Source organism: Stenotrophomonas sp. PUT21 (assembly GCF_052232875.1).
GTDB lineage: Bacteria > Pseudomonadota > Gammaproteobacteria > Xanthomonadales > Xanthomonadaceae > Stenotrophomonas > Stenotrophomonas maltophilia_N.
The window spans coordinates 2,888,207-2,900,654 of record NZ_CP197645.1 but is presented as its reverse complement, the minus strand read 5'-3'; the positions used below and the strand labels follow the sequence as shown (position 1 = coordinate 2,900,654).

The following is a 12,448-nucleotide window of genomic DNA, read 5'->3' as shown; positions in this document are numbered from 1 at the left end:
CGGGCAGGGAGGACTCCGGAGTATGCGCGACTGATGATCATCTGGAATATATATCGCTTCATGCCGATGAAGGGATTGACATGCGCCCGGGGCGCTGGCATCGTGGCTCCACCATCGAGACCGGCAGAGGGACAGGCCCTTTGAAGCCGGGGCAGCCCGCAGACGCGAAAGCGACCTGCGTAGGTGCCAAATCCTGCGGAGACCGTTGGTGTCTTCCGAAAGATGGTTCGAACCGTGCACCGTGCGTGCGCTTCGAACGCGAGCTCCGCGAAAGCTCGATGGCCGTTTTCCTCCTTTGGATACCGTCATGAGCTTCGCTACCGCCGCCCCTGTCGCCACCGAAACTTTCGCCTCGCTCAGCGTCCCCGTCGACGCCGGGCTGAACGCCGTGCGCGGCGATATCGCGGCGGTGCTGTCGATGCGTCACGGTGGACCGCGGCCGGTGCGTCTGCGCTACGAAATCGTGGGCCGCGCCGATGCGCCGGTGGTGGTGCTGGCCGGTGGCATCTCCGCGCACCGCCACGTTGCGGCCAATGCCGAATTCCCTGAGAAGGGCTGGGCCGAAGGCCTGGTCACCGCCGGCCGCGCGCTGGATCCGGCGTCGCTGCGCATTCTGGCGTTCGATTTCATTGGTGCCGATGGGGCGCTCGACCTGCCGATCGATACCGCTGACCAGGCCGATGCGCTGGCGCTGCTGCTCGACCATCTCGGCATCGCGCGTCTGCAGTGCTTCGTCGGTTACTCCTATGGTGCGTTGGTCGGCCAGCAGTTCGCGATCCGCCACCGCCAGCGCGTGCAGAAGCTGATCGCGGTCAGCGGCGCGCACCGCCCGCACCCGTATGCCGCGGCCTGGCGCGCGTTGCAGCGCCGTGCGGTCGCGCTGGGCCAACTGCAGTGCGCCGAAAGCCACGGGCTGTCGTTGGCGCGCCAGTTCGCCATGCTCAGCTACCGCACGCCGGAAGAGTTCGGTGAGCGCTTCGATGCCGCGCCGGAAGTGGTCAATGGCCGCGTGCGCGTTGCTGCCGAAGACTATTTGGATGCCGCCGGCGCGCAGTACGTCGCCCGCACGCCGGTGGATGCCTACCTGCGCCTGTCCGAATCGATCGACCTGCACCGGGTCGACCCCGCCGCCATCCAGGTCCCGACCGTCGTGGTCGCCGTGGAAGGCGACCGCCTGGTCCCGCTGGCCGACTGTGTCGGTCTGGTGGAAGGGCTGGGTCCGCGCGGCAGCCTGCGCGTGCTGCGCTCCCCGTATGGCCATGACGCCTTCCTGAAAGAAACCGATCGCATCGACGCGATCCTCGCCACCGCTTTTCGATCCCCCGGAGAAACCGCATGAGCCGTTCCGCTGGTACCGAGCCGTCCTGTAGCCGCGTCACTGCCGCCGTGCGTGCCGGCATCGACCGTGACACCGCCCATGGCGCGGTGACCCCGCCGATCGTGCTGTCTTCGAACTTCAGCTTCGATGGCTTCGGCAACAAGCGCCAGTACGACTACACGCGCAGCGGCAACCCCACCCGTGATCTGCTGGGTGAAGCGCTGGCCGAGCTGGAAGGCGGCGCCGGCGGCGTGATCACCTCCACCGGCATGGGCGCGATCAACCTGGTGCTCAACGCGCTGTTGCAGCCTGGCGATACGCTGGTGGTGCCGCACGATGCGTACGGCGGCAGCTGGCGCCTGTTCAATGCGCTGGCCAGGAAGGGGCACTTCGGCCTGATCACCGCCGACCTGACCGACCCGCGCTCGTTGGCCGACGCGCTGGCACAGTCGCCTACGCTGGTGCTGATCGAAACCCCGTCCAATCCGCTGCTGCGCATCACCGACCTGCGCTTCGTCATCGACGCCGCGCACAAGGCCGGTGCCAAGGTCGTCGTCGACAACACCTTCCTGTCGCCGGCGCTGCAGCAGCCGATCAGCTTTGGCGCCGATCTGGTGCTGCACTCCACCACCAAATACATCAACGGCCACAGTGACGTGGTCGGCGGGGCGGTGATCGCACGCGATCCTGCGGTGCATGAGCAACTGGTGTGGTGGGCCAACGCGCTGGGCTTGACCGGCTCGCCGTTCGATGCGTTCCTGACCCTGCGTGGCCTGCGCACGCTCGGTGCACGCCTGCGCGCGCACCAGGAAAACACGGCGGCCGTGGTCGAGCTGCTTGCCGCCAGCGATGCGGTCGCCAGCGTGTACTACCCGGGCCTGGCCGATCATCCCGGCCACGCCATCGCCGCCCGCCAGCAGAGCGGCTTCGGCGCGATGCTCTCCTTCGAACTGGCCGCGTGCCCGGGCGAGGATCCGCATGCGGCGGTGCGCGCTTTCGTGGATGACCTGCGCTGCTTCACCCTGGCCGAATCGCTCGGTGGCGTGGAGAGCCTGATCGCGCACCCGGCGACCATGACCCATGCGGCGATGACCCCGGAAGCGCGTGCGCATGCCGGGATCAGCGAAGGACTGCTGCGCTTGTCGGTCGGCATCGAGTCGCCCGAAGACCTGGTGGCCGATCTCCAGGCCGGGCTGGAACGCGCCCAGGTCGTCATCGATCAGCACCACGACGTGCAGCGGCGCAAACAGGTGGATGCATGAGCGCCGTGCTGAACCTGCCCGTGGCGGCCAAGCGGAAACTGGCGCTGCTCGGCACCGGCACGGTGGGCACCGCGTTCGTGGAACGGTATGCCTCGTTGCAGCACCGTGGCGTCACGCTGCCGGCGTTTTCCTGGCTGGCCAATTCACGCACGGCGCGCACCTGCGAACAGGCCCCCGCGCATGAACTTGCCCAGGCCAACCTGGCTGCGCGCGGCGCGGTGACACTGCAGCCCTGGGCGGAAGCCGAAGGCCTGCAGCGCGGGGATGTGGTGGTCGATGCGACCGCCAGTGACGAGGTCGCCAACTGGCATGAACAGTGGCTGGCGCGTGGCGTGCACGTGGTGACCGCCAACAAGCTTGGCCAGGGGGCCCAGCTGGCCCGTGCCCAGGCCATCGCCGACAGCGGCCAGCAGGGCGACGCGCGCTATGGCGACAGTGCGACGGTCGGTGCTGGCCTGCCGTTGCTGAGCAGCCTGCGCGCGCTGGTTGCCGGTGGCGACCGCATCCACCGCGTGGAAGGCGTGCTGTCCGGTTCGCTGGCGTGGCTGTTCCATCACTACGATGGCCAACGCCCGTTCTCCGCGTATGTGCGTGAGGCCGCCGACGCCGGTTACACCGAGCCGGACCCGCGCGTGGATCTCTCCGGTGAAGATGTCCGTCGCAAGCTGCTGATCCTGGCGCGCGCCAGCGGCATCGCACTGCGCGCCGAGCAGGTACAGGTCGCCTCGCTGGTACCGGATGCGCTCGCCGCGCTCCCGGCGGCGGATGCGGTGGCCCGCCTGTCGCTGTTGGATGCGCCGCTGCAGCACTACTGGCAGCAGGCCAACGAGCAGGGTGGATGCCTGCGCTTCGTCGGTGGCTTCGATCACGACGGCGCGTCGGTCGGGCTGCGTGTGCTGCCGCGCGACCATCCGCTGGCGGGCGGCGCGCAGACCGACAACCGGGTGGCGATCCACAGTGATCGGTATCACGCCCAGCCGCTGCTGATCCAGGGGCCGGGCGCCGGGGCCGAAGTCACCGCCGCGGCATTGCTGGATGACGTGCTGGCGATCGTGCGGCGCTGATCGCGCACCAGCCCAGCCAGGCGGCAGCGCCAGATGTGGGTTGGCTGCCTCGGAGGTTGCCGAGGTCGGCCGCGCCCACGCAGGGCGTGGCGCAACCGCACGGTTGGCTCAGTCGTGGGGCGACAGAGCCTTCAACAAGGCCGCATTGAACCTGGCCGGATCCTGCACCTGCGGCGAGTGGCCCAGGTCATCGAAGCTCACCAGGGTGGCCCCCGGAATCGCCGCGGCTGCTGCCTTGCCCAGTGCCGGGTAGTTGCCCAGCGTCGCTTTCAGCGCCGGCGGCGCCAGGTCACGACCGATCGCGGTGCGGTCGGTCTGGCCGATGAACAAGGTGGTCGGCACCGTCAGCGTGGGCAGCTCATAGACGACGGGCTGGTTGAACACCATGTCCGAGGTCAGCGCCTGGCTCCACGCCACCGCCTGCTTGCCGGGGCCGTCGTACATGCGCGACTGCATGCGCACCCACTGCTCGTACTCGGGCTTCCACTGGCCGTTGTAATAGACGTCGAGCTGGTACCGCTTGATGCTGTCGAAGCTGGTCTTCAGCTCGCCCGCATACCAGGCATCGATACTGCGCCACGGCACGCCCTTGGCCTTCCAGTCTTCCAGTCCGATCGGGTTGACCAGCGACAGGCTGAGCAGGCGTTGGGGATACATCAACGCGAACCGTGCCGCCAACATGCCGCCCATCGAATGGCCGACGATGTGCAGCTTGCCCTCGCCATAGCCCAGATGCTCCAACAGGGCCTCGGTATTGGCCGCCAGCTGGCCGAACGAGTACTGGTAGCGCTCGGGTTTGCTCGATTTGCAGAAGCCGATCTGGTCCGGCGCGATCACCCGGTAGCTGGCCGCGCTCAGTGCCGCGATGGTGTCCTTCCAGGTGGCCGCGCAGAAATTCTTGCCATGCAGCAGCACGACGGTCCCGGCGAAGCCTTTGCCGCCGGCGGGCACGTCGATATAGGCCATTTCCACCGGTTGGCGCTGGGACTCGAACCGGAAGATCTTGACTGGATAGGGGTAGTCGAAGCCTTCCAGCCGCGGGCCATAGGTGTCGGCGGCGAGGCTGGTCAGCGGCAGGCAGGCAAGCAGGGCGGCGGCCAGGATGCGCATGGCGGTCTCCGGAACGGGGGAGTCCTGACTGTACCGGAGCGACCGTGCAGGCGTACCGATGGTGCGACCGGGGGCAGCCGACCAACGGTCGGCTCTACCGCCGAGGGCAGTCGATCAGCACTCGATGACGTTGACCGCCAGCCCGCCGCGGCTGGTTTCCTTGTACTTGTCCTGCATGTCGCGGCCGGTGTCGCGCATGGTCTTGATGACCTTGTCCAGCGAGACCTTGTGCTTGCCATCGCCGCGCATGGCCATGCGCGAGGCGTTGATCGCCTTGACCGCGCCCATCGCATTGCGCTCGATGCACGGGATCTGGACCAGGCCACCGATCGGGTCGCAGGTCAGGCCGAGGTTGTGCTCCATGCCGATTTCGGCGGCGTTTTCGATCTGGCTCGGGTTGCCGCCCAGCGCGGCGACCAGGCCCCCGGCCGCCATCGAGCAGGCCACGCCCACTTCACCCTGGCAGCCCACTTCGGCGCCGGAGATCGAGGCGTTTTCCTTGTACAGGATGCCGATCGCGGCCGAGGTCAGCAGGAAATCGAATACGCGCTGTTCGTTGGCACCGGGGCAGAAACGGTCGAAGTAATGCAGCACGGCCGGCAGCACACCGGCGGCACCGTTGGTCGGGGCGGTGACCACGCGGCCACCGGCGGCGTTTTCTTCATTCACGGCCAGCGCGTACAGATTGACCCAGTCCAGCGTGGTCAGCGGGTCGCGCATCGCCGCTTCCGGCTTGGAGGACAGTTCGCGGTACAGCGCCGGGGCACGGCGGGAGACATGCAGGCCGCCGGGCAGGGTGCCTTCCTGGCGGATGCCGCGCGCCACGCAGGCCTGCATGGCGCTCCAGATTTCGCGCAGGCTGTCGCGGATCTCCTCTTCAGTCCGCCAGCACTTCTCGTTCTCGAACATCATCTGGGCGATGCTCAGGCCACTGCGTGCGGTCTGGGCGAGCAGTTCGTCGCCACTCTTGAACGGGTAGGGCAGCGGGGTTTCATCGGGCACGATCCGGTCATCGGCCGCGTCGTCCTGGTTGACCACGAAGCCGCCGCCGACGGAGTAGTAATCGCGCGTGGCGATCACCTGCTCGTCCGCACCGTAGGCGGTGAAGCGCATGCCGTTGGTGTGGTAGGGCAGCTTCTGGCGCTTGTTCAGGCCCAGGTCGCGCTTCTCCTCGAAGGCGATCTCGTGCTGGCCCATCAGGCGGATCCGCTTGCTGCTGCGGATGCGTTCCAGCGTCTCGGGGATGATGTCCGGATCGATCAGGTTCGGGCGCTGGCCTTCCAGCCCGAGCAGCACGGCCTTGTCGGTGCCATGGCCACGGCCGGTCAGGGCCAGCGAACCGTAGACGTCGGCGCGGATGCGCACCACGTCCTGCAGATGGCCCGGATCGAGCAGCCAGCGGTGCACGAAACGTTCGGCAGCCTTCATCGGTCCCACGGTGTGCGAAGAACTCGGGCCAATGCCGATCTTGAAAACGTCGAACGTGCTGACAGCCATGATTGCCAAACTGCGGGTATCGGATGGAGCACTATTCTATGCTGTCGCAGGCGCCAGCCTTGAGTGCGGCGCAACATTTCCCAAGGCGGGTGGGCCGGTGTTTACCTTGTTCCAGCGTGATGACTGCCATTTGTGCGACCAGGCCCTGGCGGTGCTGGCACAGGCCCGCGTGGCCGATCTGGACAGTGTGTTCATCGATGACGACACCGCGCTGGAGGCCCGCTACGGGCTGCGGGTGCCGGTGTTGCGCGATGCGCAGGGCCGCGAGCTGGACTGGCCGTTCGATGTGGCGGCGGTAGACGCCTGGATCCGGTAGAGCCGACCGTTGGTCGGCTGCGCTGACTGCCAAGGCAGCCGACCATCGGTCGGCTCTGCCCAGGGATGGGCTGCCAGTGGCCGGCAGCCGGTCAGAACCGCGAGGCGCCGGGAGCGCCCGGCGCAAGGTGGTGACGCCCTTACTTCGCCTTGAGCACGACCTTCGTGCTGATCGCGGTCTCGTTCGGGATGGTCTTGGTATCGGCCCAATCTCCCCCGCCCACGCCGAAGTCCAGACGCTTCACCGTCGCCTTGCCGGCCAGCACCGGCTGCGCGCCCGGGGTCCAGGTGAAGGTCAGGGTGACCGGCTTGCTCACGCCACGCAGCTCAAGGGTACCGTCGGCGGCGTACTGGTTGTTGCCGAGCGAGCGGAACTTGGTGGCGCTGTACTTGGCCTGGGCGAACTTGCCCACGTTGAAGAAGTCCGCGCCCTGCAGGGTTGAATCGCGGTCGCTGTTGCCGCTCTTGGCACTGGCCAGCGGGATGGTCACTTCCAGCTTGGCATCGTCCAGCTTGGCCGGATCGAAGCTGATCCGGGTATCAAAGCCCGGGAAGGTGCCGGTGAACACTTCACCGTCGTACTTGGTGGCAAAGGCCAGCACCGAGCCGGGGGCCTGCACGTAGTCGGCGGCCAGTACCGGAGCGGTGGCCAGCAGGCCGGCCAGGGCAGCGGCGACCGCGGCGGGGGATGTGAGTTTGATGTTCATGGTCAATCCTTCTGGGGGGAGGCAAGCCAGCGCTGCGGGAGCATGCGCGCAAGCGTGGCATCGCGTTGGTAAAAATGGTGGTAAAGCGCTGCACCGGCATGGGCCACGACCACGGCGATCAGCAGCCAGAAGCCCCACTCGTGGATGGCGTGCGAGATCTGGGTGACACGTTCATCCGGTGCGCTCAGCTTGGGCACATCGACCAGGCCGAACCAGCGGAACGGACGCAGGCCACTGGCCGAGTCGTAGAGCCAGCCCGACAGCGGAATGGCGAACATCAGCACGTACAGCAGCCAATGCGTGGCCGAGGCGATGCGTTCCTGCCAGGTCGGCGTGCCCGGCACCGGTTGTGGTGCGCCCGCGTACAGGCGCCACAGCAGGCGGGTCACAACCAGGGCCAGGACGGTGATGCCGATCGATTTGTGCATCGTGTAGACCCAGAAATACTTCGGGGTCTTGGGCAATTCGCCCATGGTCAGCCCGACGATGCCCAGGGCGAGGATCAACACGGCGATCAACCAGTGCAGGGTCTGGCTGACGCCGCCCCAGCGGGTCAGGGTGTTCTTGGCGGTCATGGCGTGGTCTCCTGGACCGGCTGTGGGGTATCTGAGTCAACCGGCGGGGCCGGAGTTCCCGGCGCATCGGTGGGTGTGGCGTCGGCGGGATCACCGGCGTTGCGATCGCGCACTGCCTCCGCTTCGATCCGCAGCTGCACCTCATCGCCGATCATCGAGGCCCAGCCATCCACGCCGAACGCGCTGCGGCTGAGCGTGGCGGTGGCCGAGAAACCGGCGGTGCGGCGGAATGGTGGCAGCGGATGACGCTTGAGGGCATTGAGGGTGACGGCCAGGGTGACCTCACGGGTCACGCCGCGTACGGTGAGCTGGCCGATGACGTTGGCGTGGTTCGGATCGATCGGTTCGACCCGGGTCGAGACAAACCGCGCCTCGGGAAAGCGCTCGCCGTCGAGCAGGTTGCGCGCCAGTGTGGCGGTGTTCCATTTGGCATCGCCCAGGTCCAGGCGCTGGATCGGCACGCTGACCTCCAGCCGTGCCGTGCGCCAGTCGTCCGGATCGAACACCAGCACGCCTTCGCTGCCGGACACGGTGCCCAGCGCGTGGGAGAAGCCGGCATGCTCCACCGCGAACAGCACACGGGTGTGCACCGGATCAAGCCGATAGCTGTCCGGGGCGGCGATGGCGAGCAGCGGCGTGGCCGCCAGCAGCAGGGAAAGGGTCAGGCGCTTGAGCAAGGCGCTGGCTCCATAAGGGTCTGGGGCGATCATACGCACAGCCGTGTCATGGGATGCAGCGTCATGGCTGCAACAGATCGTGGTGCCGCCGACAACAGCACGGGCGGCCCATGCTGCCTTCCTCGCGCGGGACGGAAACAGCCCGTTCCATCCACGGCAGCCGCCCCCCAGAATGCGGACACCGTCCTGATCGCTGTGTGACAATCCGCACCAACAGGGAGATCTGGATCGATGAGCACGCGCCGCTGGGGTGCAGGCATCGTGCTGTTGGGGCTGTGGTTGTGCGCAGTGCCGTCAGTGTTGGAAGCCGCAGGAACATCGGCAGAGACGCCACGCCTGCGCCGCCTGGGTGCGGCCGAAGGCATGCCGTCGCGCATGGTGCTGGCGCTGGCGCAGGATCGGCAGGGCTATATCTGGGCCGGTACCGATGATGGCCTGGCCCGCGTGGACGGGGTCGGCCTGCGGGTCTGGCGGCACGATCCAGCCGAGCCCGGCTCGCTGCCCGGCAACGAGGTGGAAACCCTGCTCATCGATCCACAGGACCGGGTATGGGTGGGCAGCAATGGCGTTGGCCTGAGCATGCTCGGCCCCGACCGCAGCGCGTTCGCGCGGTTCCCCGAGCTCAATGCGGCGTGCGAGGGCCAGTTCTGGTCGCTGGCCTATGCCGCGCAATCGCTGTGGATCGGCACCAACCAGCACGGTATCTGCCGCCGCAGCGAGGACGGGACCCTGGTCAGGTACCAAGCCCACCCGAACGATCCGCGCAGCCTGCCCGACAACACCATCTACAGTCTGTTGGCCGATCCGCAGGGCCGGGTCTGGGTGGGCACCTCCAACGGTGTGGCCCGCTGGGATGGCGACGGCTTCACCCGTATTGCGCCGGCCCTGCTCAGTGGCAAGAGCGTGTTCCGCCTCACCCGCGAGCCCGATGGCACCGTGTGGGCGGGCACCGAAGGCGGGCTGTTCCGGATCGGTGCCGATGACCAGGCCCATCCGGCGCCCTGGAAGCTCAGTGCCGATGTGCGTGCGGCTACGGTCATCCACGATCGCAATGGCGGCTATTGGCTGGGCACGGCCGATGGCCTGTACCGCGGCGACGCGAGTGCGGTGCGGCTGCTCGCCGGCGACGCCGGCAGTGGCTTCCTGACCGCACGCAGCGGTGTGCTGGACATGCTGCAGGATCATGAAGGTGGCCTGTGGGTCGCGATGCTGACCCAGGGGCTGGCGTATCTGCCGCCGGACTGGAAGCGCTTCTCCAGCTGGTACCAGCTCGATGGCAAGCCATTGGACAGCGTGTACCTGCTGGGTGCGGCCGCGGCGGGCGATGACTACTACATCTCCGGCGCGCACGGGCTGTACCGTCTGGATGCGCAGGGCCAGCTGCGCCAGATCGCCGACGACAAACAGATCGGGGTGGGCGCCGCATGGTCGCTGCTGCCCCGCGAGGACGGCGCGGTGTGGATCGGTCGTGCGGGCCGTCTGAGTCTCTACCAGCCGGCCACCGGCGTGCTGCGCGAATGGAAGATCGGTGGTGGCGCGGATGTGCGCCAACGCATCGATCTGATCCGCCAGGCGCCGAACGGCGAGCTGTGGCTGTCGATCATGAATTTCGGTATCCAGCGCCGCGATGCCCACGGCAACGTGCTCGACACCATCCGCAACGATCAGAACCGGGGGCTGGGCGAGAACCCGGTCGAACAGATGGTGTTCGATCCGCGTGGGCAGCTGTGGGTGATGGGCGACACCATGGGGCTGATGCGGTGGCGCAACGACCGCTTCGAGCAGGTGCCCGGGATTTCGCGCGGCAGCATCTACGATGCGGCCTGGACCGGCCCGGACGAGCTGTGGCTGGCCCGCCAGGGCGCGCTGGAACGGTATCGCTGGGATGGGCTGAGCATGAGCCTGCGCGAGCGCGTCGGCGCAGCGCAGGGGATGCCGGCGGTGTCGATGGGCGGGCTGGCGCTGGGCAGGCACGGGCAGGTGTGGGCGACCACGCCGCGGGGCCTGGTCTGCTGGAAGGGCAGCGAGCGCCGATTGCGGCTGTATGGGGAACGCGATGGACTGCCCGATGTGGAGTTCAGCAATCGCCCGCCCGTGCAGGCGCGCGACGGCCGCGTGCTGGCGGTGACCGCGACCGGGCTGGTGGGCTTCGATCCGGACGCGGCGGACATGGTGCTGCCGCCGTCGCAGCTGGTGATCGACAGCGTGCAGGTGCGCCGCGATGACGCCGAAGGCCAGCAGATGCTGCCCACCCAGGCGCCGATCGTGCTTGGCCCGCAGGACCGCGACCTGATCGTGTCCGCGCGCCTGCTGTCGTTCGCCAACCCGCACGGCAACCGCTACCGCTATCGGGTGTCCGGCTATGACCAGAACTGGGTGATGCAGGCCGCCGATGGCGAGCGCTTGCTGTCGCGTCTGCCATCCGGGCACTACCGCATCGAGGTGCAGGCCGCGACGCCGCAGGGCGCGTGGACGCCGCCCAGCACCCTGGAACTGGAGGTGCGCCCGCCGTGGTGGCGCAGTGGCTGGGCGATCGTGGGGTATGTGCTGCTGGGCCTGGTCGGGATCGCAGCGCTGGCCTACGTCGCGCGTGCGCGCCTGCGGCGTCGCCAGGAGTGGCAGTTGACGGTGCACAAGCAGCAGTTGGCCGAGCAGGCCTCGCAGGCCAAGAGCCGGTTCCTGGCCACGTTGGGGCACGAAGTGCGCACACCGATGACCGGCGTGCTGGGCATGAGCGAGCTGCTGTTGTCCACCTCGCTGGATGAGGTCCAGCGCGGCTATGCCGGTTCGATCCAGCATGCGGGCAAGCATCTGCTGCGGCTGGTCAACGACGCACTGGATCTGGCGCGTATCGAGGCGGGGCGGCTGGAGCTGGATCTGCGGCCGTTCGACCTGATGTCGTTGCTGGACCAGGTGGAGGCGTTGATGGAACCGATGGCCCATCACCGCGGCCTGGCGTTCGAGCGCAGCTTCAACCTGCCCGGCCCGGTGCAGGTCAGCGGCGATGAGATGCGCGTGCGCCAGATCCTGATGAACCTGCTCGGCAACGCGATCAAGTTCACCGAGCACGGCCATGTCGGGCTCGGTGTCGAGCTGGCCGATGACGGTCGGGCGATCATCTTCGAGGTCTCCGATACGGGGCCGGGCATCAACCAGGACCAGCAGGAGCGGTTGTTCCATCGCTTTGAACAGGCCGATGGACCACGCACCGCATCGCGCTACGGCGGCAGCGGCCTGGGCCTGGCGATCTGCCAGGAACTGGCGGTGGCGATGGGGGGCCGGATCGAGATCGACAGCCGGCTGGGCGAGGGTGCCCGTTTCACCGTATCGCTGCCGCTGCCGTGGACCGTACAGCCGGTCGGCACGCCGCGTGATCCGGGCCAGGAAACGCGCACGCAGCTGCCACCGCTGCGCATCCTGCTGGTGGAGGACGATGCCACTGTGGCCGATGTCATCGCTGGGCTGCTGCGCACGCGTGGGCACGAGGTGGTGCACGTGCTGCATGGGTTGGCAGCGCTGTCGGAAGTCGCGGCCGGCAGCTTCGATGTGGGGCTGCTCGACCTGGACCTGCCGGCGCTGGATGGCATCGCGATCGCCGGACAACTGCGCGCGATGGGCTACGAGCTGCCCTTGATCGCGGTGACGGCGCGCTCGGATGCCTATGCCGAGCAGCAGGTGCTGGCCGCCGGGTTCAACGGGTTCCTGCGCAAGCCGGTGACCGGGGACATGCTGATCGATGCGATCGTGCAGGCGCGCGCTGGCAAGTCACTTCGTTACTGACGCGCATCGCGTTTCACTTCGATTGCCGCAATGCGTCGAAGTTGATTTTTTGATCTGAAATTTCATTGATCAGGTTGTGACGTTATCCCGGTCTCATTGCTCCGCTTCGCGCGGCGTCGACATACCGTGCTGTTCAGGCAGCG

Annotated in this window: 10 protein-coding genes and 1 riboswitch; of the genes, 5 read left to right on the top strand and 5 right to left on the bottom strand. The window is 67.7% G+C overall.

Features of this window, described 5'->3' with window-relative positions:
- Positions 1 to 108: 108 nt before the first annotated feature.
- A riboswitch (SAM riboswitch) is annotated at positions 109 to 229 on the top strand.
- 78 nt (positions 230 to 307) lie between these two features.
- Genes metX through ACTT2I_RS13250 form a run of 3 tightly spaced genes read left to right on the top strand, consistent with a single transcriptional unit; the run spans position 308 to position 3,644 of the window.
- Positions 308 to 1,339 carry a homoserine O-succinyltransferase MetX gene (gene metX / locus ACTT2I_RS13260; RefSeq protein ID WP_421099163.1) on the top strand — a complete coding sequence of 344 codons (1,032 nt, stop codon included), beginning with the start codon at positions 308 to 310 and terminating at the stop codon, positions 1,337 to 1,339.
- Positions 1,336 to 2,580 carry an O-succinylhomoserine (thiol)-lyase gene (locus ACTT2I_RS13255; RefSeq protein WP_421099164.1) on the top strand — a complete coding sequence of 415 codons (1,245 nt, stop codon included), beginning with the start codon at positions 1,336 to 1,338 and terminating at the stop codon, positions 2,578 to 2,580. The genes metX and ACTT2I_RS13255 overlap by 4 nt, the downstream gene beginning before the upstream one ends.
- Entirely contained in the window at positions 2,577 to 3,644 is a 1,068-nt protein-coding gene (locus ACTT2I_RS13250; RefSeq protein ID WP_088432950.1) for a homoserine dehydrogenase, read from the top strand. Before ACTT2I_RS13255 ends, ACTT2I_RS13250 begins: the two co-directional genes overlap by 4 nt.
- 108 nt (positions 3,645 to 3,752) lie before the next feature.
- Here ACTT2I_RS13250 and ACTT2I_RS13245 read toward each other — a convergent pair whose 3' ends face one another.
- Positions 3,753 to 4,754 carry an alpha/beta fold hydrolase gene (locus ACTT2I_RS13245; protein ID WP_293980175.1) on the bottom strand — a complete coding sequence of 334 codons (1,002 nt, stop codon included), beginning with the start codon at positions 4,752 to 4,754 and terminating at the stop codon, positions 3,753 to 3,755.
- A 114-nt stretch (positions 4,755 to 4,868) separates the two neighbouring features.
- On the bottom strand, positions 4,869 to 6,251 hold the full coding sequence (locus tag ACTT2I_RS13240; RefSeq protein WP_421099165.1) for an L-serine ammonia-lyase: 1,383 nt from the start codon (positions 6,249 to 6,251) through the stop codon (positions 4,869 to 4,871).
- Between the two features lie 97 nt (positions 6,252 to 6,348).
- Between ACTT2I_RS13240 and ACTT2I_RS13235 the strand changes: the two genes are divergently transcribed.
- Positions 6,349 to 6,567, top strand: coding sequence for a glutaredoxin family protein (locus ACTT2I_RS13235; RefSeq protein WP_293980171.1), 219 nt, complete (start codon positions 6,349 to 6,351; stop codon positions 6,565 to 6,567).
- A gap of 139 nt (positions 6,568 to 6,706) precedes the next feature.
- On the opposite strand, the gene ACTT2I_RS13230 is transcribed toward ACTT2I_RS13235, so the two are convergent.
- Genes ACTT2I_RS13230 through ACTT2I_RS13220 form a run of 3 tightly spaced genes read right to left on the bottom strand, consistent with a single transcriptional unit; the run spans position 6,707 to position 8,558 of the window.
- Positions 6,707 to 7,273: a YceI family protein gene (locus ACTT2I_RS13230; RefSeq protein WP_019186059.1), complete on the bottom strand. Its 567-nt coding sequence runs from the start codon at positions 7,271 to 7,273 to the stop codon at positions 6,707 to 6,709.
- A gap of 2 nt (positions 7,274 to 7,275) precedes the next feature.
- Positions 7,276 to 7,848 carry a cytochrome b gene (locus ACTT2I_RS13225; protein WP_088432954.1) on the bottom strand — a complete coding sequence of 191 codons (573 nt, stop codon included), beginning with the start codon at positions 7,846 to 7,848 and terminating at the stop codon, positions 7,276 to 7,278.
- A complete protein-coding gene (locus ACTT2I_RS13220; protein WP_421588803.1) occupies positions 7,845 to 8,558 on the bottom strand; it encodes a YceI family protein in 714 nt (237 codons plus the stop codon). The genes ACTT2I_RS13225 and ACTT2I_RS13220 overlap by 4 nt, the downstream gene beginning before the upstream one ends.
- Before the next feature lie 198 nt (positions 8,559 to 8,756).
- Between ACTT2I_RS13220 and ACTT2I_RS13215 the strand changes: the two genes are divergently transcribed.
- Positions 8,757 to 12,305, top strand: a complete 3,549-nt coding sequence (locus tag ACTT2I_RS13215; RefSeq protein ID WP_421099167.1) for a hybrid sensor histidine kinase/response regulator — start codon at positions 8,757 to 8,759, stop codon at positions 12,303 to 12,305.
- Positions 12,306 to 12,448 lie beyond the last annotated feature (143 nt).

Coding starts and splice junctions, on each gene's coding strand:
- ACTT2I_RS13215 (WP_421099167.1), top strand. CDS start 8,757: ATGAGCACGCGCCGCTGGGGTGCAGGCATCGTGCTGTTGGGGCTGTGG.
- ACTT2I_RS13250 (WP_088432950.1), top strand. CDS start 2,577: ATGAGCGCCGTGCTGAACCTGCCCGTGGCGGCCAAGCGGAAACTGGCG.
- ACTT2I_RS13230 (WP_019186059.1), bottom strand. CDS start 7,273: ATGAACATCAAACTCACATCCCCCGCCGCGGTCGCCGCTGCCCTGGCC.
- metX (WP_421099163.1), top strand. CDS start 308: ATGAGCTTCGCTACCGCCGCCCCTGTCGCCACCGAAACTTTCGCCTCG.
- ACTT2I_RS13255 (WP_421099164.1), top strand. CDS start 1,336: ATGAGCCGTTCCGCTGGTACCGAGCCGTCCTGTAGCCGCGTCACTGCC.
- ACTT2I_RS13225 (WP_088432954.1), bottom strand. CDS start 7,848: ATGACCGCCAAGAACACCCTGACCCGCTGGGGCGGCGTCAGCCAGACC.
- ACTT2I_RS13240 (WP_421099165.1), bottom strand. CDS start 6,251: ATGGCTGTCAGCACGTTCGACGTTTTCAAGATCGGCATTGGCCCGAGT.
- ACTT2I_RS13245 (WP_293980175.1), bottom strand. CDS start 4,754: ATGCGCATCCTGGCCGCCGCCCTGCTTGCCTGCCTGCCGCTGACCAGC.
- ACTT2I_RS13220 (WP_421588803.1), bottom strand. CDS start 8,558: ATGATCGCCCCAGACCCTTATGGAGCCAGCGCCTTGCTCAAGCGCCTG.